Origin of the sequence: Candidatus Pelagibacter sp. HIMB1495 (assembly GCF_052047955.1) — a bacterium.
Classification (GTDB): domain Bacteria; phylum Pseudomonadota; class Alphaproteobacteria; order Pelagibacterales; family Pelagibacteraceae; genus Pelagibacter.
In genome coordinates, this window is the sequence record NZ_JBNAIQ010000001.1 from 818,367 (window position 1) to 841,243 (window position 22,877).

The window sequence follows — 22,877 nt, forward strand, 5'->3', positions numbered from 1 at the left end:
TTAATTAGAAAATAGATAAGTTATGGATATTTTATCAAAAAAAGATGATGAAATATATGAGTTGGCTAAACCTATTTGGTTCAACCTGGTAAAATCATCAAACCTTAAAGATTATGGTGGATTTACTAGAGATTTTTCAACTCAGATGCTCTTTGGAGCCAATGAAGTAGAACTTGGAAAACAATGGGCTAACAATAAGCTTATCACTAATCTTCATGAAACGTTCGAGCCTTTTGGGTGTCTTAGAAGGGGAGAGCATATAACCGTTCTGATAAAACAGACCAACAAAGAAATACCAGGAGAATTTTTGGGAAGGTTAGTTTTAGGTGTTGAGGATGAAATGGTTAAAGTTTTTGGTGCAACGATCTATTAAAAAAAATTTATCTAATTTTTAAAATAATATTTGACAATTTGTTTTCTGGGTGTATTGACGCACTTAATGCAAATTTCTAACGTAAAAATTTTCAATAAACTAACTAGCTTAAAAGTTTCTTTAATGAAAACAAGTATATTTTTAAGTCTAGCTGCTTATTGGGGAGTTATTATAGTTGGAACTTTTATTACTTTTAACTAAGTTGTTTTTAAACAATTTATTTATTTAAATGGATGTATTTTTACCCATCGCGCAAGTTTTTGTTAATCCAATAGAAATTCTTATATTAAGCGCAATAGTTGGTGTCCTTTCTGGATTGTTTGGAGTGGGTGGTGGTTTTTTAATGACACCTTTTTTAATTTTTTTAGGAATTCCTCCTGCATACGCAGTTGCAAATGAAGCAAACAATATCTTAGCTACTTCAGTTTCTGGTTCAACAACACATTATTTAAAAAATACTTTAGATTACAAAATGGGTTTAATGATTGTCATTGGTGGTGCTATAGGTACCTCATTAGGAATTTTTACTTTTTCTTATTTCAAAGGTATTGGAAAAATTGATACCGTAATCTCTTTAGCTTACATGTATATTTTAGCAATCATTGGATCTTTAATGTTAGTCGAAAGTCTTGGTGAGATTGATAAAGCCAAAAGAAATATTTTAGTTAAAAAAAAATTACATGTTCATTATTGGATCCATGGTCTTCCTTTAAGAATGAGATTTCCAAAATCAAAATTATATGAAAGTATTTTTACTCCAATAGTTATTGGTTTAGTAGTTGGTTTTATTGCTGCAATAATGGGAATAGGTGGAGCATTTATATTAGTGCCAGCAATGATTTACATAATTAAAATGCCAACCAAACTTGTTCCTGGAACTTCATTATTTGTTACTATTTTTGTCAGTGTAATTGTTACTTTCCTGCATTCATTTAATTATGGTTCGATTGATTTACTTTTAGTTTTTCTACTTGTTATTGGATCAATAATTGGTGTTCAGATTGGACAAAAATTAGGAGAGAAAATTGATAGCTCAGGATTACGAGCATTGATGGCTATTTTGATTTTAGCAGTTGGTATTGCTATTGCTTATGATTCATTTTTTGCTGATCATGATACAAATTCAACAACCACTTCTGTAATTCCTGATTTAAATTTTTTCTCACAATTTATTTTAGATTTTTCTAATGAGATGCCATTCTTTTATGGATTATTTTCAATTATGTTTGCAATATTTTTAGGTGTAGCAGCAGCTTTTATAAGAAGATTTTTTTCAAATTTTAAAAAACAAATGTTGATGAAATCTTAATTAAATAAGTAAAGATATAATTCAATAGTCCCTAAACAAACAATTCCAACAGTAGCCATTCCCACAAATCCAACTACAAAAGGTTTGTATCCCATATTTTTTATATCTCTTAAATTAGTAGACATACCAATTGCTGCCATTGCCATTGTTAGGAATATTTTTGATAAAGATTTAATGCTATCTATAGTGCCAAGCCAAATTTCACTATTGTTTGTAATAAAAATTTGATCACCAACATTTCGAACAATAATCATTGCAACAAATCCAAGTACAAAATAGGGAAAAATATCAATTATTGAGTATTTTTTTTCTTTAGTTTGGCCTCTGTTATAAAGATACGCAAACAAGGGTATCATAATAATTAAAAAAGTATTTCTAATTAGTTTAGTAACTGTTGCTACATTTAAAGTCTCTGGACTATTGAATTGCTGATCATAGATCAATCCAGCAGCTGCTACTTGCGCTGTTTCATGTATAGAAGTTCCTAAAAATAAACCGATTAGAAGTGGTTCACCATTAAAATAAAAATTTGCAAAGTATGGATAGATCAACATTGAAAGAATTCCAAACAAAGTGATGTTAGCAATTGCATAAGATATTTCATTTTTTTTGGCACCAATTACAGGTGCTGTAGCCATTATTGCTGTTGTCCCACACACTGTACTGCCAATCGATATTAAGTAAGCCATTCTTGTTGGGATTTTTAATCTCTTAATTAAAAGTTTAATGACTACCAATACACTAACGATACAAATTACTATTAAAGGAATAGCAATTGCACCAAATTCTAGAAACTCAAAAGGTTTTAATTGAATACCTAGGCAAATTATTCCAAGTTTTAAAATATTTTTTTGAGTAAAATCCAAACCTCTTATGAAACTTTCTCTTATTTTAAAAACATTTCCAAAGAACATTCCTAAAAGGATGGCTATCATTGCAGTGGATATAGGACTTTTTTCATATCCTAGTAACTCTGTGCCTATAATATTATTAAAACCTTGCGATAGCGTGTAAAGAACAAACGCAAGTATAATACCAGGTAAAAGTACCAGGTACTTATTTTTAGCCATAAAGTAGGATTTTTAATTAAGCACTTCTGTAAAGCTTAGTCATTACAAATTCTCTATGACCTAAAGCTTCAGCACAAGTTAACCTTCCATTAGCTGTTCTAATAGTTGCTTTAATTAGTTCATCACCAGCTTGATCCAAATTCATTTCTCTAGAAAGTATTTTAGAAACATCGCAGTCAATATGCTCTTTCATACTTACAGCTGTTAATGGATTGGCTGTTAATTTTACAACTGGTTCAATTGGGTTTCCAATAATATTTCCCTGTCCTGTTGGGAATAAGTGAATATTAAAACCACCTGCAGCTTGTAACGTAACACATTCTGCAGCAGCTGAAGAAGTATCCATGAAATATAATCCTGGACCTTTTTGTGGCTCTTCAGCAGGTGTTAATACATCTACAAATTGTCTTGATCCTATTTTTTGGAAATTACCAAATGCTTTTTCTTCAATTGTAGTCAGTCCTCCAGCAATATTTCCTGCAGTAGGTTGACTTTCTGATAAATCATCTGTTGCTTCTTTTAAAATGAAATCATTGTATTCATTCCAAGTTTTTTTAAACTTCTCTTGTGCTTCTGGAGTTTTACCTCTTTTTTCACAAACAGTTTCAGCACCTGTAAGTTCTGAAGTTTCACCAAAACATAAATGAACTCCTAATGGCTCTAATTTGTCCATTAAATTTCCAACTGTTGGATTAGATGCAAGACCTGAAGTGGTATCAGACTCTCCACATTTTACAGAAATCCAAAGATCACTTATTGGACATTCCTCTCTTTGTTTTTCAGAAGCCCACATTGAAAATTCTTGAGCTTTTTTTGAAGCCTTCATGATTGTTTCAATGTCACCAGCACCCTCAATACTAAAACCTTCAACAGGTTTTCCAGTTTTTGCTACTTCATCAACAATTCTTTTAGTCCATTTAGGCTCAATACCAATAATTATAGCAGCAGCAACATTTGGGTTTTTTGCTGTACCTATCATTGTTCTAAAATGTAACTCTAAATCAGCACCAAACTGTAATCTTCCATATGAGTGAGGTAACGCAATTGTGCCTTTAATATTGTTTGCGACAGCTTCTGCACAAGCATTTGAAATATCATCAACAGGCAAAATGATTACATGATTTCTTGTTCCAGCTCTGCCATTTTCTCTTTTATAACCTAAAAAACTTTTTGGGATTTCCATATTACTACCACTTCTTTGTTTTAACGTTGTGAACATGTACGTGTTCACCTTTTTTGATTGATTTGACTACTTTACCAATATCATGACCATATTTAATAATAGTGTCACCTTCATTTAAATCGCTCATAGCAATTTTGTGTCCTAGAGGGATTTCATCTTCAGATTGAATGTTAACTGTCTTGTCATTTTCCATAATCCAGCAAGAGCAGTCTTGTTTTGGAGTGATTTTTTCAATAACAACTACTCCTACGTTGTCTTTTTCGTCGTGTATAATGATGTCTGTAGCCATAATGTTGTGTCGAATTGTTTGTTTGAAATTTAGAAAATCTTATATATTAATCGCGAAAATTGACAAACGAATTTTATAAATTCTTAATAATTATACTTTAGAGGGGTTCTAGTCTTATGACAAAAATGACAACAGAAGAAGCTTTTGTAAAAGTTTTACAAATGCATGGTATCGAGCACGCTTTTGGAATTATTGGTTCTGCTTTTATGCCAATATCAGATATTTTTCCTGATGCAGGAATTACTTTTTGGGATGTAGCTCATGAAACAAATGGTGGTTTAATTGCTGATGGTTACACAAGAGCTACAGGTAAAATGTCTATGGTCATTGCACAAAATGGACCAGGAATAACAGGATTAGTAACTCCAATTAAAACTGCATACTGGAATCATACTCCTCTATTATTGGTAACACCACAAGCTGCAAACAAAACTATGGGCCAAGGTGGTTTTCAAGAAGTAGAGCAAATGAACCTGTTTAAAGATATGGTTTGTTATCAAGAAGAAGTTAGAGACCCATCAAGAATGGCAGAAGTTCTAAACAGAGTAATCGAAAAAGCTATAAGAGGCTCAGCCCCTGCACAAATAAACGTACCAAGAGATTATTGGTGCCAGGTTATTGATATTGATTTACCACCAATTGTAAGATTAGAAAGACAAGGTGGAGGTAACGACGCTGTTTCTAAAGCTGCTGATTTATTATCTAATGCAAAATTTCCAGTAATACTTTCAGGTGCTGGTGTTGTTATTGGTGGAGCTATTGATGCTACTAAAAATCTTGCTGAAAAATTAGATGCACCAGTATGTTCTGGTTATCAACATAATGATAGTTTTCCAGGAAGTCACCCATTAGCAGTAGGACCTTTAGGTTATAATGGTTCTAAAGCTGCAATGGAATTAATTTCAAAAGCTGATGTTGTTTTAGCACTAGGTACAAGATTAAATCCATTTTCAACTTTACCAGGATATGGAATTGATTATTGGCCAAAAAATGCAAACATCATTCAGGTAGATATTAATCCTGATAGAATTGGTTTAACTAAAAAAGTAACAGTTGGAATTAGTGGTGATGCAAAATTAGTTGCAGAGCAAATTTTAGCTAAACTATCTTCAAACGCTGGAGATACTGATAGACAAGCTAGAAAAGATTTAATTCACCAAACAAAATCTGCATGGTTACAAAAACTTTCAAGTTTAGATCATGAAGATGATGATGAGGGAACAGTTTGGAATAAAGAGGCTAGAGAAAGAGATACAGACAGAATGTCACCAAGACAAGCTTGGAGAGCAATTCAATCTGGTATGCCTGATGATGTAATTATTTCAAGTGATATTGGAAATAACTGCGCCATTGGTAATGCTTACCCAACTTTTGAAAAACCAAGAAAATATTTAGCCCCAGGTTTATTCGGACCTTGTGGTTATGGATTTCCATCTATACTTGGAGCAAAAATTGGTTGCCCTGATACTCCAGTAATTGGTTTTGCGGGAGATGGTGCTTTTGGAATTAGCATGAACGAAATGAGCTCATGTGCAAGAGAAGAATGGCCTGCAATTACAATGGTAATTTTCAGAAATTATCAATGGGGTGCAGAAAAAAGAAATACTACTCTATGGTTTGATAACAATTTTGTTGGAACTGAATTAGATCCTGAATTAAGTTACGCTAAAGTTGCTGATGCATGTGGTTTAAAGGGTGTAACTGTTAGAACAATGGAAGAAACAACAAATGCAATCAAGCAATCTTGTGAAGATCAAAAGAAAGGAATTACAACATTTATAGAAGTAATTCTAAACCAAGAACTTGGAGAACCATTTAGAAGAGATGCGATGAAGAAACCGGTAAGAGTTGCTGGTATCAACAAAGCAGATATGAAGAAACAACCTTCATTAAACTCTTAAAATCTTTTAAAAATTTATCAACTATCGTAAAGTCACTTCATGGAAGTGACTAACGATAATAGCTGTAGTTGGATTAATGACCTTAATCCAAGAACAAACATCAAGTCTCTTCTATCAAACGATGAGTGTGATTGGTTAATAATAGGTGCTGGTTACACAGGTCTGTCTGCTGCAAGAAAATTAGCTCAAATAAATTCAAATTTAAAAATTATACTAGCAGATGCCCAACTAGCAGGTGAGGGTGCTAGTGGAAGAAATTCTGGTTATTTGGTTGATACAACTTTGAACGATGGTTTTACATCAAATAAAGAACTGCAAAATTACAAAAAGAAAGCTGATATTTATTCATTAGGAATAGATGTAGTAAAAAAATTTATTAAAGAACATCAAGTAGATTGTGATTGGAATGAATGTGGTAAATATTTCGCTTCATCAAAAATTGAAGATAAAAAAATTTTAGAAAATTTTTCAAATACATTATCTAAGTTAGGCTTTGAACACAGCTTATTAGGAAACAAAGAATTGTCTGAAAAATTAGGTACTAGTTTTTATAATATCGGACTTTACACAAAGGGTGGTATTCTAATACATCCAGGAAAATTAGTTAGAGCAATGGTTGATGCTCTTCCTGCTAATGTTTTTTTGTATGAAAATTCTTGTTTATTAAATTGGAATAAAAATAAAGATTTCATTTTTTGTAATTTCAAAAATGGAAAAATTAAATCAAAAAATATTATTTTTGCTACGAATGGTTTCTTAAAATCTCTAGGGATAAAAACAAATTATAATTTTCCTATTACGTTAACTGCGAGCATGACAAGAAGATTATCTGATGAAGAATTTAAATCTATTGGTGAACCAAAAGAATGGGGAGTACTACCTGTAAGGCCAATGGGTGCAACAATTAGAATGACAAAAGACAGAAGAATTTTGATAAGAAATACAGCAGAAGTCCACAATCCATTTGGTATGTCAAATTCCACTCTTAAAAAAAGATCTTTCAATCAGAAACTTGGAATACAAAAAAGATTTCCACAATTACCCAATGATATAATTAAATCATCTTGGTCTGGAATAGTATCAAGAACAAGGAACAGTTCTCAAATATTTGAAAAAATTGATAGTAATATTTTTGCCGCTGGTTGTTATAACGGTTCAGGTATCGGTGTAGGAACTTTATTCGGTGAACAAATTGCTCTTAAAGCAATTAATGAAAGTACAAATGAAATAAAAACAATTGAATCAAGAAACAAACCTACCTGGTTACCACCTCAACCATTTTTGAATATAGGAATAAAAACTAGATTGGTTTATGAACGTTTGAGAGCCAAATCAGAAATCTAATTGGCTCTAATTTTTTGATTTATCACAAGAACAGCACCAATAATTAAAATTGGAAGACCCATTATTAGATCATATTGCCATTCTAAATTTTCAAATATTGTTGAAATAATTAATGCTAATACTGGCATTACAACACCAACATAACCAGCTCTTCCAGGTCCAACTTTTTCAAGTAACTTTAAATAAGATACAAAAGCAAATATTGAACCAAAAATTGAGAGATAAAGCAGTGAAGAAATGTAGCTAAAACTAGTTTCAAATAATAATTCAGCTCCTCTAAATTTTGTAATTATCAGTGTAACAATTGAACCATAAAACATAGCATATGCTATTGTTTGTATTGGAGGAAAATTACTATTTAAGTTCCTTTGGTGAACCATATTGCCCGTTGATGCACTAAATGTTCCAATCAAAGCTAGAAACAATCCTATATGGGTTCCTTCGCTAAAACTAAAATTGAAAATTTCATCATTAAAAATGATTAAAATACCCACCATACCAATTGATGCTCCAATTAAAGTTTTTATAGAAGGCTTCTTTTTAAAATAGAAGGTTTCACCAACTATATTCATTATTACCACAGTTGAAAATACAATTGCTGGAAAAGCACTAACTAAATAAGTGTTAGACAAATAGAAGAAAACATAATTTACCGAATACAAGCAAATTCCAAAAAACAAAAACCAAAAATGCTGATTAATTGAAAATTTTAATTTTTCTTTTTTAATTATTAAAAAAATAAAAATTATAAATGAAGCTATTAAAAATCTATAAAATACAGATACCAGTGGATCAACATAGCCTAATTGAAATTTAATTAGATACCAAGTGGGTGACCAACAAAAAAGAGTGATTATAAAAAGAATAATATTATTCATGATTAGCTAATTTTTACACACGTATTCTATGAATAAAATTATCCTTATGATTATAATATTATGAAATAACTGCTCTTACAGATCCAAGCTTATCAATTTTTGCTGTATATGTTCCTTTTTTTATAATAGGCACAACCCCAACTGTGGATCCTGTAAAAACATAAAAATCTTTGTCTAAATTAATTTTATCTTTTTTAACTTTATTTAAAACAAATCTTAATGAATTTATTGGATTTACATAAACAGCATTTGTGTTTCCATCTACACTTTGCTTAGCTTTTTTATTTGAAATATTTGTTTTTAAATTACCTATGTTAATTTTTTTAAATTTTTTCTTTTGACCAATCAAAAATTTAATATTACCTCCAAAGTCACTACTTAAATCTCCAAAAGAAGTAATACCTTTTCTTTTTTGCCTATATCCAACTACTTCTATACATGGTGCCATGTGTGAAATATATTTAGTTACGTTACTATTTGTGATCTTACCTTTTGAAGTAAAAAAAGTTTTTTTGATTAAATAACAAACTTCAAGTTCAATCCCTAAAGCATATTTATTTATTTTTACCTTCTTTCCACTTTTTATTAAGTTTTTTTTGAAAACAGATGCAATAAAAGGCTCTTTTTCTTTTAATTTTTTCATTAACGGAATGCCAGTTCCACCAGCTTTAAAACCTATTGTTGGATCTTTTATTTTGCTTTCACATAATTTTCTAAATTTGTCTGCCTCAGTAAGTTTTTTTGTAAATCTACTAGGTATAGGAGAGATAATTTTATTATTAAGAAAAGCATTAACTAATTTATCTGAAATTTTATCTTTAAGTGTTTTTGTCATAAGAATTTTTAATTTATTTTTTTGATGTTTGATTAATAACAAATATTCCTGAAGTTGTAATTATTATTGCACCTATAATAGTAAATAAATCTGGAACATCATCATAGAAGAAAAATCCAAAAATTATTGCCCAAAAAATTAAAGTATAATGAAATGGTTGTATTATGCTAGCTCTTGCATTTTTAAGTGCTAATATTTGGAAGTATATACCTAATGAAAAAAATAAACCAATTGGCACAAAGAAATATAAAGAATTAAGATTTACAGGTTGCCAAAAATTAAATGCCATTATTGAGGTTATAATAATCCCAACTAAAGAAGAGTAGAACAAGGATACTTCAGGAGCATCATATTCAGTTATTTTTTTTGTTGCGATTTGATAAAGACCCAGAAAAAAAGCTGCTAGCAACGGAATAAAAGAATTTACACTAAATACATCAGATGCAGGTCTAATAATTATCAAAACTCCAATAAAACCTATAAAAATTGCTACCCAAGTTTTGATTGATACTCTCTCATTTAAAATAAATACAGATAAGGCAACTATAATAATAGGTGCTAATGCACCTATGCTATGAGCGTTCGCTAAAGATAGGTGTTTAAAAGATAAAACAAAAAAACCAGATTCTAAAATAGATAGTAGACTTCTTATAATTTGAAGTTTTAAATTATTAGATCTATAAAAATTATTATTGTTAGCTCTTCTTGCTTCTATCAAGCCTAACAAAAGTACAAAAGTATATTTGATAAATAATAATTGAAATATAGAGTAATGAATAACTGCAGTTTTCTGAATTGCATCAAGAATTGAAAAAGAAAAGTAAGCAATTATTGCAAAAATAATTCCCAGTGTTTCTCTTGATTTAAATTTCATTTTTTTGTTTTAATTTTATTTCAAGTTGTTATTGGTTAATTCAAACGGTCATGGATTTTGTATTACTATATTTTGTTATAGCAAGTTTTTTAATAGTGATAGTGCCTGGTCCCACTGTCAGTCTGATAATTGCTAATTCTTTGAGATCTGGTGTAAAAGCAGGATTATTAAACGTTTTTGGTACCCAAGTTGGCGTTTTAATTTTGTTATTTTTATTAGCACTTGGATTTGAGATAGTTTCTCCTTTTCTAGAAGTGATTATTAATTATGTAAGAATTCTAGGTTCAATTTATTTAATTTCACTTGGAGTAATTACAATTAAGTCAGATATTGATTTAAACAAAACTCAAGTAACTAAATTTGAAAAAAAATATTTTCTCCAAGGATTAATAGTGATTTTAACTAATCCAAAAATATTTTTGTTCCTTGGTGCATTTATTCCTCAATTTATTAATATAAATGAACCCGTTAGCTATCAAATAATTTATTTTGGAATAATCTTTATAATTGTAGCTACAATATTTGATAGCTCATATGCATTTGTATTTGGCAAGTTTAGAGAATTCATAGCATCAAAATATTTAAAAGTTTTAAATAAAATAGGTGGATTTATATTAATTCTTGTTGGTATTTGGATGTTTTTTTATTAATTTTCCAAAACAGACATTGGGTCCAATCTAGTTTGAAACCAATTAATTCTAAAATCAAGATGAGGTCCAGTTGATCTACCTGTCGATCCGACGGTTCCAATAATATCTCCTTGATTAATTAAGTCTCCTATAGAAACTAAAACATTTTCTAAATGTGAATATATAGTTGATATACCATGACCGTGATCCATAATTACTGTACCACCGGTGTAATATAAATCATCTTCAGCCATTGTAACTTTACCTGAACCTGATGATTTAATCATTGTCCCTTGTTTTGCTGCTATATCAATTCCGTAATGTGGCCATCTAGGTTTACCGTTTAAAATTCTTTGACTCCCATAAACACCACTAATTATTCCTTCAACGGGCATTATAAATTTTTGCTTAAAAAACTGTAATTCAGAATTAATTGCTCTTGCTTCACCAATTGCATTATTTTCTTTTTTAATTCTTTTATAGACTGACTCGGGTGGGGTTACTTTGCTTTCTTCTAAGCCATCTATTCTTTGAATGTTGTATTTTCTTTTTAAAACTTTTTTGGTTATTGTAGATTTTTTTCCATCAAAAATTTTTGTAAAAGTAAGATCATATTTTTGATCTCTATCAATACCAAAAACGAAAAAACCATCCTTTGATACTCTTACTTCTTTTTTTCCAACAATTATCTTTGCACCAGGATTTGTTTTTCCTAAGATAAAATGACCTTGTAAGAATTTACCTTGAAATTCTATTGCGTTTGCAGTTGAAAAAAATAAGAAAAATATTAAAAAAAATCTATTTATTACTGAGCTGTCCATCCACCATCTATTATAATTGATGTTCCAGTTATCATTGAGGAAGCAGGTGAGGCTAAGAAACAAACTGTTGTTGCCACATCACTTTCAGTTGCTGCTTTTCCCATTGGAATATTTCCAAGTGCTAGTTTTTTAAATTTTTTATTTTTAAAAAAATTTTTAACCATTGGAGTTTCTACAAACGTAGGAGCTACTGTATTAACTCTTATATTTCTTTTAGCTAACTCTACACCCATACCTTTTGTCAAACCTTCAATCCCAAATTTAGTCATATTGTAAACATTTCTCCCACCCATACCTACATGACCTAATTGAGAAGACATATTAATAATAGAGCCAGGTCTCTTTTTATTTTTAAGCATTTTCTTAACTACTAATTGCGCAACATTAAATGCAGCTTTTAGATTTAAATCTACCAAGTAGTTCATACTTTTTTGTTTAATTTTTTCAAAAGGTTCAGGAATATTAGTTCCAGCATTGTTTACTAAAACATCAATAATTTTGATTTTTTCTAATTTTGCTTTTAGATCTTCATAATTCATTACATCGCAAGGAACTTTAATTACTTTACCTTTAATTTTTTTAATATCTTTTTCTAATTTATTTAAATCAGATGGAGTTCTGCTTAATGCTATTACTGTTGCTCCAGCTTCAGCTAGTGCAATAGAACAAGCTCTCCCAAGTCCTTTACCAGCACCAGTAACTAGTGCGTACTTATTTTTAAGATTAATTTTTTGAAGATACATTAAAAGAATATTATTTTAATATCTGTATAAATCAACTCAACAGCTACTATTAATATTGCTAATAACCCAACCCATGCAATCCATTTGTATTTTTTTATCCATCCAGAAATTAATGTTGCAGCAGTTGCCATTAAAACAATTGATAGAACCAATCCAAATACAAGTAATCCATAATGATCACCTGCAGCACCAGCAACACCTAAAACATTATCTAAACTCATTGTAAAATCAGCAAGTAAAACAGTCCAAATTGCTTTTAAAAAACTTGAGTTGTCTACTTTTATATCTTCCTCTGAATCTGAACCTTTGATTACATCAACATAAAGTTTGTAAACAATATAAAGGAGTAAAATTCCCCCAATAAGCCTTAGTCCTGTAATTTGTAACAAATAAGCTGTTAGTAACGTTAATATTATCCGTAATATTACTGCACCACCAATTCCCCAAAATATAACTTTCTTCCTTTGTTCAACTGGAAATTTTGAGGCTACCATTCCAATTATAATGGCATTGTCACCAGCTAACACTAAATCAATAAAAATTATTTGTGTTAAAATAGCAATTTGTTCGGGAGTAAAAAATTCTGCAAACATTATTGTTGTAGTATCATGTCAGCACCTTTTTCTGCAATCATAATCGTAGGTGCATTAGTATTTCCTGAAGTAATGTTAGGCATTATTGATGCATCAATAACTCTAAGATTTTCTATTCCTCTTACTTTTAATTTTTCATCAACTACTGACATCTCATCTTGTCCCATCTTACATGTACCAACAGGATGAAAGATGGTTTGTGCAAAATTTGATGCTTCTTTCACCAATTCCTCGTCATCATCAATATGAATACCAGGTCTATATTCCTCAGGTGTATATTTCTTAAAAGTTTCAGATTCCATTATAATTTTTCTTGTCAATTTTAATCCTTTAGCAGCAATCATTCTATCGTGATCAGTTGATAGGTAGTTTTGTTTTATTTTTGCGTAAACACGCGAGTCTTTATCAACAATACTTACGTGACCTCTACTTGTAGGTCTTATATTTGAAACAGTTGGAGTAAACGCGTGGAAATCATGATTTTTTGTAGCTCCCAAAGTATCCATACTCATTGGCTGAACGTGCCATTGTAAATCTGGTAATTCTAAAGAAGGGTCACTTTTTGCAAACATACAAAGCTGACTTGCTCCCATAGTCATTGGACCACTTCTTTTAAAAACATACTCTAATCCGATAAGCAAATTTCCAAACAAGCTATTAATTTTTTTGTTAAGAGATTTTAAACCGTTAATTTTATAAATAGGTCTTAACATTAAGTGATCGTGTAGATTTTCACCGACACCATTTAAATTATGAACCATATCAATTCCTAAATTTTTTAGTTTTTCTGGATTTCCAATTCCTGACACTTGCAATATTTGAGGAGAGCCTATTGCACCAGAAGAAACTATAACTTCTCTATTTGCTTCAGCTGTTTTCAATTCATTATCTTGCCAATACTCAACTGATTTTGCCTTTTTATTTTCAAAGTTAATTTTTTTAACATGAGCGTGAGTAATAATTGTTAAATTTTTTCTATGCTTAACAGGGTTTAGATAACCAACAGCAGTACTGCATCTAAATCCATCTTTTTCTGTTACTTGAAAATAACCACAGCCATGATTGTCTCCTGTATTAAAATCTTTTGTTTTTGGTACACCAAATTCCTCAGCAGCGTTCTGAAACTCATCTAATAGAGGAAGATGTATTCTTTGATCTGAGACAGAGAGAGGTCCACCAACTCCATGATATTCACTTTTGCCTCTTTCTTGATTTTCTGCTTTTATAAAATAGGGCAGAACATCATCCCAACCCCAGCCAGTATTTCCAAGCTGTCTCCAAATATCATAATCTCTGTGTTGTCCTCGGATATATAAAAGTCCATTGATAGAAGAGCTTCCTCCTAAAGTTTTTCCACGGGGATAACGTATTGAAATATTATTCATGCTTTCATCTGGTTCTGTCTTGTAGCACCAGTCAGTATTAGGGTTGTGCATTGTTTTAAAATAACCAACTGGAATATGGATCCATGGATAATTATCTTTACCTCCAGCCTCAATTAGAAGAACTTTGTGTGAAGGATTTTCTGATAGCCTATTTGCTAAAACACAGCCTGCAGATCCAGCTCCTAGTATAATGAAATCAAAATTATTCATAAATTAGAACTCTTATAAATTAAAAAAATTATATTTCTAATAAATCTGTTAAAAATTTTAAAATATACCAATATTAACACTTGTTTTAGTTTTCATTCTTTGACAAAGTTTCGTCTTTAAAAATACAGAGAGGGAAACAAATGAAAAAAATCATTTCAATGTTATTTGCAGTTGCAATGGTGTTTGGATTTATTTCAAATGCTAATGCTGCAAAAACACTAAAATGTCAGACTGTTCTTAACACAAAAGCTGATGAAGTTAAGATGTTAAAGGATTTTACTGACACAGTAACAGCGTTAACTGGTGGATCTCTTAAGTTTGAAATTATGCCAGCTGGAGCTGTTGTTGGTGTAAAAGAAACTTTAGATGCAGTTGACAAAGGCTTAATCGATTGTGGTTTCGCATGGACTCACTATTGGTCAGGTGACCATCCTGCAGCTATGCTATTCGGTTCTCCAGTAGCTGGTGGTGGTGTTGGTATTGACAACATTGCATTCTTATCATGGTTTCAGTATGGCGGTGGAAAAGAGTTATACGACAGACTATGGAAAGAAATGGGAAGAGACATCAAAGGATTTATGATTCAACCAGTTGGACCAGAGGCTTTAGGTTGGTTTCCAAAACCAATTAAAGATATGGCTGACTTTAGAAAATATAAGTTCAGAACTCCTCCAGGAATTCCAGGACAAACATATAAAGACATCGGTATTGCATCTGTAGCTATGGGTGGTGGAGATATTCTACCAGCTTTAGAAGCAGGAACAATTGATGCTGCTGAATGGTGTTGTCCAAAACCAGACTTAACGTTTGGTTTCCAAAAAGTATTAAAGCACTACTACCTACAAGGTCTACACCAAGTAGTCGTAAATGCTGACTTTTATATTACTGGAAAAACTTATAACGCTATGAGCGATCATGAGAAGAAGTCTCTTGAAGTTGCAGCTAATGCATCATTAGCTAAATCTTTAAGTTACAGAATCTATGAAAATGGTAAAGCTTTAAGAGAGCTTACTGAAGTTCATGGAGTTAAATTAGAGGACACACCTTCTGATTACTTCACAGAATACATGGCTGCAGCTAAGAAAAGTTTGGAAACAAACGCTGCAAACAATGCATTCTTTGCAGAAGTATGGGACTCTATGAAAGAATTTGCTGATATAGCAGTTCCTTTCTGGAGTGGTGCTCAAATGTCTAATGCGAAGCTAGGAATGGCTCACGCAGCAACATTAAAGTAATCCAATAATTAATCTATAATTCAATTAGAGCGGACTTAATTGTCCGCTCTAATTTTTCTAACAAAATTTTTATGGCTGAAGAACCAACTAAACTAGATATATCAGATGAAATGATAGCCGAAAGGCGAGGTGGTTCGGGAAAGATGCCAAATGACATGCCATCATGGATGGCAAGTTCCATTGTAAATATTGATAAATTTAGCAAATGGATAGGTAACGTTGTTTGTTGGATACTGATGCCACTTATCTTTGCTATGACTTACGAAGTTTTGGCAAGAAAACTTTTTCATGCACCTACAATTTGGGCTTATGATATAAGTAGATTTTTGTATGGTGCACTATTCATGTTAGGTGCAGGTTATGCACTTTCAAAAGGTGTTCATATAAGAGCAGATTTTTTATACAGAAATTTCAAAACAAAAAACCAAGGGACGATTGATTTTTGGTTATATATTTTATTTTATTTCCCAGGACTAATTGTCTTTCTTTATATGACAATTGGTTATGTAGGTGAGTCTATTCAAAGAGGCGAAAGAGGAATGGATACTACATGGATGCCTTATATGTGGCCGATTAAGAGTTGCTTATTGGTTGGTATCGTATTTTTATTAATCCAAGGTATTTCAGAATTATTAAAAAGTTATTGGGCCGCTACTAGAGGAAAATGGCCAGGAGAAGATGAATAATGTTAGCTGAATTTATAGATCCAGCATATTTAGGTTTTATTCTGGTAGGAGTAATGCTTTTTGCAATTTTCGTAGGATTTCCTATCTCATTTACACTTATATTTTTAGGTTTTGTATTTGGATATTTAGGGTTTGGAAAATTGGTCTTTTATTTAATGACGCTCCAGTTTTCGATGGTCATGACCGAACAAACCCTCGCCGCCGTCCCGCTCTTTGTCTTTATGGGTATTATGATGGAGCAGGCAGGTTTGATGGAAAGATTATTCTCATCATTTCAAATGATGCTTGCGAGAGTTAGAGGAGCGTTATATTACGCTGTTCTTTTTGTTTCAGTTATTTTTGCAGCAGCAACAGGGATTGTTGGCGCTTCAGTAACTATACTCGGTATCATGGCAGCAAAATCAATGAATAGATCTGGCTATGATGTTAGACTTGCTGCAGGAACGATAACAGCTGGTGGTACTTTAGGAATTTTAATACCTCCAAGTATCATGCTTGTTGTTATGGGACCAATTATGGAAATTCCAGTTATTGATTTATTTGCGGCTGCTATAATTCCAGGAATTCTTCTAGCAAGTTTATACGCAGGATACACAACAATAAGATGTATGATTAATCCTAAATTGGGACCTGTAATTCCTGAAGAGATGAGAGCTGCTAGTATGAAAGAAGTTTGGATTGAATTCTTCTTAGGTTTAGTTCCACCAGCAGCGTTAGTTTTTGCAGCACTAGGAAGTATACTTTTTGGTTTTGCAACTCCAACAGAAGCAGCTGGTTGTGGTGCAATGGGAGCTTTACTACTTTCTTTAGCATACAAAAAATTAACTTTTTCAAAACTTCAAGAAGCACTTGTTAAAACTTTAGAGATCACAGCTTTAATTATGGTTTTAGTTGCTGCATCAAATTTTTTTGGTGCAGTTTTCGCAAGACTAGGTACTCCAACTTTATTAACTGAATTCTTGTTAGGTCTAGACATGAACAAATATTTAATATTAGCGATTGTAATGGTTGCAATATTTTTATTAGGTTGGCCTTTAGAGTGGGTACCAATCGTAATGATTATTGTGCCAATTATTTTACCATTGATCGAAGCTCTTGGCTTTAATCTTACTTGGTTTGCAATATTAGTTGCTGTCAATCTCCAGACCGCCTGGCTGTCCCCACCAGTGGCTTTGTCTGCGTATTTCTTAAAAGGGGTTGTGCCTGAATGGGATTTAAAAGATATTTATTATGGAATGATGCAATTTATGGTGCTTCAAATAATTGGTTTGGTTTTAATTATAATATTTCCTAAAATTGCACTTTGGTTACCAACTCTCCTATATGGACAGTAGAAATTATTAGTTTAAAATAATTTTTAGTGAATCAACCTAAAGTCAAATACTCCCTCTCAAATTGGGATTTAGTTTCGGTAAATCCAAATTACAAAACTTGGAATTGGAAAGACCTTTTTTGTTACTGGGGAGTTAATGTACAAAGTGTAATTGGTTTTTCTCTAATAGCCTCACTATATATAATGTACAATCTAAACACATTTGTGGTTTTAATAGGAACTTTATTAGGTTCGTTTTTTGTTTATTTGTTTGCTAATTTTATTGGAAAACCTTCACAAAAATTTGGACTACCTTTTGTAGTTTTACTGAGGTCTTCTTTAGGATTTAATGGAGCAAAATTTTTTGGATTAATTAGAAGTTTGGTTGGAATTTTCTTATTTGGAATTCAAACTTATTTTTTATCAAAAATTTTAACTTATCTTATTAGAATATTTCTTTTCACTATTGATGAGTCATTGTTAGTCCAAGATATATTTATTTTTTATTTTTTTGGTCTAAATATTATAGATTGGTCATCAATTTTAATTGCAATTATTTTTCAAACATTTTTATTTAGTATTGGTGCTCAATATAATAAAAAAATAATTAATTTTTCAGCAATTACCGTTTATGTGGGGATAGTTATTTTTTTCTTCCTTGTTTTTTTAAGTGATGTCAAATTAACATCAAAAGCCTTTGTAAATATTTTTAATACCAAAAACTTTTTTGATCTTAATAATTTATTACCACTTTTAACTGTAGCAGGAACTGTCTTTGCTTATTTTTCAATATTAATAATTAGTTTTGGGGACATTTCTAGGAATGTTAAAAATACTAAAGAGTTGGGTAAAGGGAATTTAAGTTTGCTTTTTAATTTAATTATTTTCTCTTTTTTCTCTATATTTATTGTTGCCGGATCAGATGCACTTTTAAATCAAAAATTTTCAGACATAGACAGAATTTTTACAAATCCCACTGATATAATTGGCAAATATGACAATATTCAAATAACTACATTGGTACTATTTTTTATCGTAATTGCTTCAGCATCCACGAATTTAGTAGCCAATTATATTCCATCTCAATATTCACTAATAAATTTTGTTCCAAATAAATTATCTTTAAGGAGTGCAAGTTATATAATTTCTTTCCTCGGTTTGTTGGTGGCTATTTTTTGGCTTACAATTTTGAGTCAAATTGGTATTTTATCTTTTATAGATACATTTGGTGCATTTTTTGGTCCGTTATTTGGAGTAATAGTTGCTGACTATTATCTGATCAATAAACAAAGCTTGAGTAACAAAGATTTGTATTCAGTAGAAAAAGAGAGTAGTTACTATTATTCAAGAGGGTGGCATATCAAAGGTGTTTACTCAGTATTTCTAGGTTTTATTTTTTCAGCATCAACAATTTGGAACACAAATTTTATGTTTTTACAGTCTTATGCGTGGTTAATTGGTGCATTTGTAGCCTGGATAACGTATTACTTGTTGGCAAAAAAATAATATGAAAGCTTTAGTATATACTGGAACACAAGAATTAGTTTACAGAGATGAACCTAATCCAATTGAAGTTTCGGGAGAAAGTATTTTAAAAATCCATGCTTCAGGAATATGTGGTTCTGATATGCACGCATATCATGGACATGATGAGAGAAGAATTCCTCCATTAATATTAGGTCATGAAGTTAGTGGTGAAGTACAAAATGGTAAATTTAAGGGTAAAAACGTTGTTTTAAATCCTCTGATAACTTGTGGTAAATGTGAATACTGCACAAGTGGAAGAGAGCATCTTTGTCCTCATAGAATTATTTTAGGGATGAATAAACCAATTGAAAGACAAGGGGTTTTTGCAGAGTTTGTATCGACACCTGATACAAATATTTATGAAATCCCAGATGGATTAGATAAAAATGAAGCACCAGTTGCAGAGCCAACTGCAGTTTCTTTGCACGCAGTATTAATTGGTGAACAATCTTTAAAAAAACCTTTATCTGAATGTAAAATTTTGATCCAAGGTGGTGGTGCAATAGGATTATTATGTGGTTTAATTTTATCTAAAATTAAAAATAGTAAAAATATAATTCTTTCCGATCCTAATAAATTGAGATTAAATGAGTGCTCAAAATATTTAGATGCAAAATATGTTGCACCAGACCATAACGAAATAGAAAGTAATAAATTTGATATTGTATTTGATACAGTAGGGCTGGAAATTTCAAGACAACAGGCTATTGAAGTAGTTAAACCGGGTGGTTCAATTATTCATATAGGCTTAACTCAGCCAGCTGGAACCTTTAATTTTAGAAAAATGACACTTCAAGAGGTGACTGTTATAGGAACTTATTGCTATACTAATAAGGATTTTGAGCAAACGTTAGCAATATTAGCTAACAAGGATATAGGATCTTTAGATTGGATTGAATTTAGAGATTTAAAAAATGGTGGTGATGCCTTTAAACAAATTCATGATGGCACCTGTGTTGCACCTAAAATTATATTGATACCTTAGAATTAGAATTTAATTTTATAGCTCTAGAACTACCCATTTTGAGGTCATTAGACATAATTGGTGCTGATATCATTATTGACCAATAAATTAAAAGTAAAAAAATTGAAATTGTTTTCATAGTAATTAATTAAAAATTAATTCTGATTTTTGCATGTTTAAATCTTGTCTAAATAATGTATTAAGAACTTAAATTATGAAAATATTTTTAAAACTCATTTCAATTTTTTTGATCTCAATCAGCTCAGTTGTTGCAAATGAAGTTGTAGTTTTTGAGTTTACAGAAGCAGAACTTTCAGAATTAACTGTCAGAAAAGTAAGGGGAGCAAAGAACGAGACAAAATATACTGTTGGGAAAAATGAAAATGGAAATTTCCTTAAGGCTGTTGCCGATAATGCAGCATCTGGTCTTGGCAAAGAAGTTAAAATTGATCTAAACAAGACACCTTTTATAAATATTACATGGAAAATTGAGCAAGATTTATCTGGAATTAAAGAAGATACAAAAAAAGGCCATGATTTTGCAGCGAGAGTTTTTGCTGTTAAAAAAACAGGTGCAACACCATTATCAAATAGAGCAATTAACTATGTTTTTTCAAGCAACAGGGATGTTGGTGTTAGTTCACCAAGTCCATACACAAAAAAATCTATAGACAATGTTATAGCCACAACCAAAACTAATTTAAATGAATGGGTAACAGTTAAATCAAATGTAAAAGAAGATTTTAAGAAATTCCACGATTTAGGTTTAGACGAATTAGATGGTTTAGCAGTTATGGCGGATACAGATAATTCTAAAATGAAATCTGTGGCTTATTTTCAAAACATTTATTTTTCAGCAAATTAATTAAAGTTTAGTATATTTTTTTAGCCCCATACTCAGGATTGACAGTATGATTGCTACAATTACGTCCTCTATTGGAGTAGCATTAGGAACACCAAAGTTCCATAAAATTACTCCAATCAACCAAATTATATAAACTTTCATTGTAGTTATTATATCTTAGTTTGTATAAAAATTTCTCATTATTTGATATTAATGAACAATGCATAAAACTTTTAGCCATAATGTTAAAATTTACTATGAAGATACCGACTCTGGAGGAGTAGTTTATTACGCAAATTATTTAAAATATTTTGAAAGAGCTAGAACAGAAGCATTATTAGCTATTGGTTTAAGTAATTTGAAAATTAAAGAAGAGTTTAATTCTTTAATAATCGTTAAGTCATGCAATATTGAATATAAAAAATCAGCATACTTAGAAGATAATTTAACAATAAAATCTTTCATATCGTCTTTGTCAAAAACCTCTTTTGTAATGGATCAGTCAATTTACAGAGATGATTTATTAATTGTGGATGCAAAAATACATTTAGTATTTGTAAATACAATCGGAAAACCTACAAAAATTCCTGAGATAGTTTTAAACAACTTTGAACCTTATATTTTAAAATCTAAATAGCTGTTACTCTTTTTATTTTTTTGAAAAAATTAACTATCATTTTTTCAGATATTAATTTTGTATTTACATTTCTAGGACTTGGATGATAACAAGCGTACAATCTGATTTTATTTGACAAATCATAATATTTCCCGTGCTTAAAAGTATACTTTCCATTTAATTTATTTTTACTTTTGTAATATTTAATACAATTATCAAAAGCAACTTTACCTAAAGCAACAATTGTTTGGATTTTGCTTAAAGTTTCAATCTCATTTTGAAAATGATTTGAGCAATTTGATAATTCTTCATTTGTTGGTTTGTCACCAGGAGGAACACATTTCAGTATATTGGTTATAAAAGTTGATTTTAATTCCAATCCATCATTTAAATTTTCTGAATAAGGTAGATTAGAAATATTTGCTTTTTTTAAACAAGAAAACAAGAAATCGCTTGATTTGTCTCCAGTGAAAGGTCTTCCTGTTCTGGTTCCCCCATGTGCAGCTGGCGCCAAACCTAAAATTAATAATTTCGAATTTATCTTACCAAATCCAGGAACTGGTTTACCCCAATAAGTTTCGTTAATGTTTTGTTTTCGTTTTACAGTAGATATTTTTTTAATGAAATTAATTAATCTAGGACATTTTCTACATTTAATAATTTTCTTATTAAGTTGTTTTAATTTATTATTCATCTATGAAAATTTTAAAATATTTTTTAATTATATTTATATTTTTAAGTTCTCCAATTAAAGCAGATTCAAGTGAAACTATGATTGGTGAGCTTCAAAAAGGTGGTAAATTAATATTTATTCGTCATGCTTATGCACCGGGAGGAGGGGATCCTTCTAATTTTGATGTCAATAATTGTGAAACCCAAAGAAACTTAAATGACGAGGGAAGAGTACAATCAAAAAAAATTGGAAATTTTTTTAAACAAAATGAAATTTTAATAAACAAAATTTACTCTAGTGAATGGTGCAGATGCAAAGAAACTGCAGAAATAGCCTTTAAAAATTATGAAACAAAAAATTTTTTGAATTCATTTTTTAGTACAAAATTTGCTAAAAATAGAAAACAACAAGTTATTGATTTTAATAAATTCTTAAACACGTGGGATCAAAAACAAAATATAATTTTTGTAACACATTACGTGGTAATATCTGAGCTTTTAAACTATGCACCATCATCAGGTGAGATTGTTATTTCAGATAAAAATTTAAAAGTAATTGATACTTTAGAAATAGAATATTAAAT

At 30.6% G+C, this 22,877-nt stretch carries 25 protein-coding genes; 13 read left to right on the plus strand and 12 right to left on the minus strand.

The window, feature by feature from the left end; genetic code table 11:
• The first annotated feature begins 22 nt into the window (after window positions 1-22).
• Together ACTTAW_RS04325 and ACTTAW_RS04330 are read left to right on the plus strand one after the other, a co-directional pair.
• On the plus strand, window positions 23-373 hold the full coding sequence (locus tag ACTTAW_RS04325; protein ID WP_075506610.1) for a hypothetical protein: 351 nt from the start codon (window positions 23-25) through the stop codon (window positions 371-373).
• Between the two features lie 229 nt (window positions 374-602).
• Window positions 603-1,682 (plus strand): TSUP family transporter, encoded by a 1,080-nt coding sequence (locus ACTTAW_RS04330; protein ID WP_440651280.1) that lies wholly within the window; start codon window positions 603-605, stop codon window positions 1,680-1,682.
• Here ACTTAW_RS04330 and ACTTAW_RS04335 read toward each other — a convergent pair.
• The 3 genes from ACTTAW_RS04335 to ACTTAW_RS04345 are packed head-to-tail and all read right to left on the minus strand — an operon-like array spanning window position 1,679 to window position 4,224.
• Window positions 1,679-2,752, minus strand: a complete 1,074-nt coding sequence (locus tag ACTTAW_RS04335) for a YeiH family protein (protein ID WP_440651281.1) — start codon at window positions 2,750-2,752, stop codon at window positions 1,679-1,681. The genes ACTTAW_RS04330 and ACTTAW_RS04335 overlap by 4 nt on opposite strands.
• 16 nt (window positions 2,753-2,768) lie before the next feature.
• Entirely contained in the window at window positions 2,769-3,935 is a 1,167-nt protein-coding gene (locus ACTTAW_RS04340) for a UxaA family hydrolase (protein WP_075506613.1), read from the minus strand.
• A gap of 4 nt (window positions 3,936-3,939) precedes the next feature.
• A complete protein-coding gene (locus ACTTAW_RS04345) occupies window positions 3,940-4,224 on the minus strand; it encodes a UxaA family hydrolase (protein ID WP_075506614.1) in 285 nt (94 codons plus the stop codon).
• Window positions 4,225-4,340: 116 nt separating this feature from the next.
• On the opposite strand from ACTTAW_RS04345, the gene xsc reads away from it, so the two are divergent.
• Both xsc and ACTTAW_RS04355 read left to right on the plus strand, forming a co-directional pair.
• Entirely contained in the window at window positions 4,341-6,125 is a 1,785-nt protein-coding gene (gene xsc / locus ACTTAW_RS04350) for a sulfoacetaldehyde acetyltransferase (RefSeq protein WP_440651282.1), read from the plus strand.
• A gap of 39 nt (window positions 6,126-6,164) precedes the next feature.
• Complete coding sequence (locus tag ACTTAW_RS04355) at window positions 6,165-7,469, plus strand: NAD(P)/FAD-dependent oxidoreductase (RefSeq protein ID WP_440651283.1); 1,305 nt, start codon at window positions 6,165-6,167, stop codon at window positions 7,467-7,469.
• Here ACTTAW_RS04355 and ACTTAW_RS04360 read toward each other — a convergent pair.
• The 3 genes from ACTTAW_RS04360 to ACTTAW_RS04370 are packed head-to-tail and all read right to left on the minus strand — an operon-like array spanning window position 7,466 to window position 10,056.
• On the minus strand, window positions 7,466-8,347 hold the full coding sequence (locus ACTTAW_RS04360) for a DMT family transporter (protein WP_440651284.1): 882 nt from the start codon (window positions 8,345-8,347) through the stop codon (window positions 7,466-7,468). The genes ACTTAW_RS04355 and ACTTAW_RS04360 overlap by 4 nt on opposite strands.
• Before the next feature lie 58 nt (window positions 8,348-8,405).
• The gene (locus ACTTAW_RS04365) at window positions 8,406-9,182 is read right to left on the minus strand and encodes a fumarylacetoacetate hydrolase (RefSeq protein ID WP_440651285.1); all 777 of its coding nucleotides are present in this window, start codon (window positions 9,180-9,182) and stop codon (window positions 8,406-8,408) included.
• 13 nt (window positions 9,183-9,195) lie between these two features.
• Complete coding sequence (locus tag ACTTAW_RS04370) at window positions 9,196-10,056, minus strand: DMT family transporter (RefSeq protein ID WP_440651286.1); 861 nt, start codon at window positions 10,054-10,056, stop codon at window positions 9,196-9,198.
• A 50-nt stretch (window positions 10,057-10,106) separates the two neighbouring features.
• Here ACTTAW_RS04370 and ACTTAW_RS04375 point away from each other — a divergent pair, with 50 nt between their 5' ends.
• Window positions 10,107-10,706, plus strand: a complete 600-nt coding sequence (locus tag ACTTAW_RS04375; protein ID WP_440651287.1) for a LysE family translocator — start codon at window positions 10,107-10,109, stop codon at window positions 10,704-10,706.
• Here the strand turns inward: ACTTAW_RS04375 and ACTTAW_RS04380 are convergent.
• The 4 genes from ACTTAW_RS04380 to ACTTAW_RS04395 are packed head-to-tail and all read right to left on the minus strand — an operon-like array spanning window position 10,703 to window position 14,437.
• Complete coding sequence (locus tag ACTTAW_RS04380; RefSeq protein WP_440651288.1) at window positions 10,703-11,506, minus strand: M23 family metallopeptidase; 804 nt, start codon at window positions 11,504-11,506, stop codon at window positions 10,703-10,705. The genes ACTTAW_RS04375 and ACTTAW_RS04380 overlap by 4 nt on opposite strands.
• Window positions 11,491-12,249: an SDR family NAD(P)-dependent oxidoreductase gene (locus ACTTAW_RS04385; protein ID WP_440614478.1), complete on the minus strand. Its 759-nt coding sequence runs from the start codon at window positions 12,247-12,249 to the stop codon at window positions 11,491-11,493. The genes ACTTAW_RS04380 and ACTTAW_RS04385 overlap by 16 nt, the downstream gene beginning before the upstream one ends.
• A complete protein-coding gene (locus ACTTAW_RS04390; RefSeq protein WP_075506621.1) occupies window positions 12,249-12,842 on the minus strand; it encodes a TerC family protein in 594 nt (197 codons plus the stop codon). Before ACTTAW_RS04390 ends, ACTTAW_RS04385 begins: the two co-directional genes overlap by 1 nt.
• Window positions 12,842-14,437, minus strand: a complete 1,596-nt coding sequence (locus ACTTAW_RS04395) for a GMC family oxidoreductase (RefSeq protein WP_440651289.1) — start codon at window positions 14,435-14,437, stop codon at window positions 12,842-12,844. Before ACTTAW_RS04395 ends, ACTTAW_RS04390 begins: the two co-directional genes overlap by 1 nt.
• A 140-nt stretch (window positions 14,438-14,577) precedes the next feature.
• Between ACTTAW_RS04395 and ACTTAW_RS04400 the strand changes: the two genes are divergently transcribed.
• The 6 genes from ACTTAW_RS04400 (at window position 14,578) to ACTTAW_RS04425 (ending at window position 21,026) form a co-directional block, all read left to right on the plus strand.
• Entirely contained in the window at window positions 14,578-15,672 is a 1,095-nt protein-coding gene (locus ACTTAW_RS04400; RefSeq protein WP_262589327.1) for a TRAP transporter substrate-binding protein, read from the plus strand.
• A gap of 71 nt (window positions 15,673-15,743) precedes the next feature.
• Window positions 15,744-16,358, plus strand: a complete 615-nt coding sequence (locus tag ACTTAW_RS04405) for a TRAP transporter small permease subunit (RefSeq protein ID WP_440651290.1) — start codon at window positions 15,744-15,746, stop codon at window positions 16,356-16,358.
• Window positions 16,358-17,692 carry a TRAP transporter large permease gene (locus ACTTAW_RS04410; protein WP_440634050.1) on the plus strand — a complete coding sequence of 445 codons (1,335 nt, stop codon included), beginning with the start codon at window positions 16,358-16,360 and terminating at the stop codon, window positions 17,690-17,692. Before ACTTAW_RS04405 ends, ACTTAW_RS04410 begins: the two co-directional genes overlap by 1 nt.
• Before the next feature lie 26 nt (window positions 17,693-17,718).
• A complete protein-coding gene (locus ACTTAW_RS04415) occupies window positions 17,719-19,176 on the plus strand; it encodes a cytosine permease (RefSeq protein ID WP_440651291.1) in 1,458 nt (485 codons plus the stop codon).
• A gap of 1 nt (window position 19,177) precedes the next feature.
• On the plus strand, window positions 19,178-20,182 hold the full coding sequence (locus tag ACTTAW_RS04420; protein WP_440651292.1) for an alcohol dehydrogenase catalytic domain-containing protein: 1,005 nt from the start codon (window positions 19,178-19,180) through the stop codon (window positions 20,180-20,182).
• Window positions 20,183-20,375: 193 nt separating this feature from the next.
• A complete protein-coding gene (locus ACTTAW_RS04425; protein WP_440651293.1) occupies window positions 20,376-21,026 on the plus strand; it encodes a DUF3047 domain-containing protein in 651 nt (216 codons plus the stop codon).
• Here ACTTAW_RS04425 and ACTTAW_RS04430 read toward each other — a convergent pair whose 3' ends face one another.
• Entirely contained in the window at window positions 21,027-21,167 is a 141-nt protein-coding gene (locus ACTTAW_RS04430) for a hypothetical protein (RefSeq protein ID WP_440618523.1), read from the minus strand.
• A gap of 58 nt (window positions 21,168-21,225) precedes the next feature.
• Here ACTTAW_RS04430 and ACTTAW_RS04435 point away from each other — a divergent pair, with 58 nt between their 5' ends.
• On the plus strand, window positions 21,226-21,642 hold the full coding sequence (locus tag ACTTAW_RS04435; RefSeq protein ID WP_440651294.1) for a YbgC/FadM family acyl-CoA thioesterase: 417 nt from the start codon (window positions 21,226-21,228) through the stop codon (window positions 21,640-21,642).
• On the opposite strand, the gene ACTTAW_RS04440 is transcribed toward ACTTAW_RS04435, so the two are convergent.
• On the minus strand, window positions 21,635-22,315 hold the full coding sequence (locus ACTTAW_RS04440) for a uracil-DNA glycosylase (protein WP_440651295.1): 681 nt from the start codon (window positions 22,313-22,315) through the stop codon (window positions 21,635-21,637). The genes ACTTAW_RS04435 and ACTTAW_RS04440 overlap by 8 nt on opposite strands.
• Window positions 22,316-22,317: 2 nt before the next feature.
• Between ACTTAW_RS04440 and ACTTAW_RS04445 the strand changes: the two genes are divergently transcribed.
• Complete coding sequence (locus ACTTAW_RS04445; protein WP_440651296.1) at window positions 22,318-22,875, plus strand: histidine phosphatase family protein; 558 nt, start codon at window positions 22,318-22,320, stop codon at window positions 22,873-22,875.
• The last annotated feature ends 2 nt before the right edge of the window (window positions 22,876-22,877 follow it).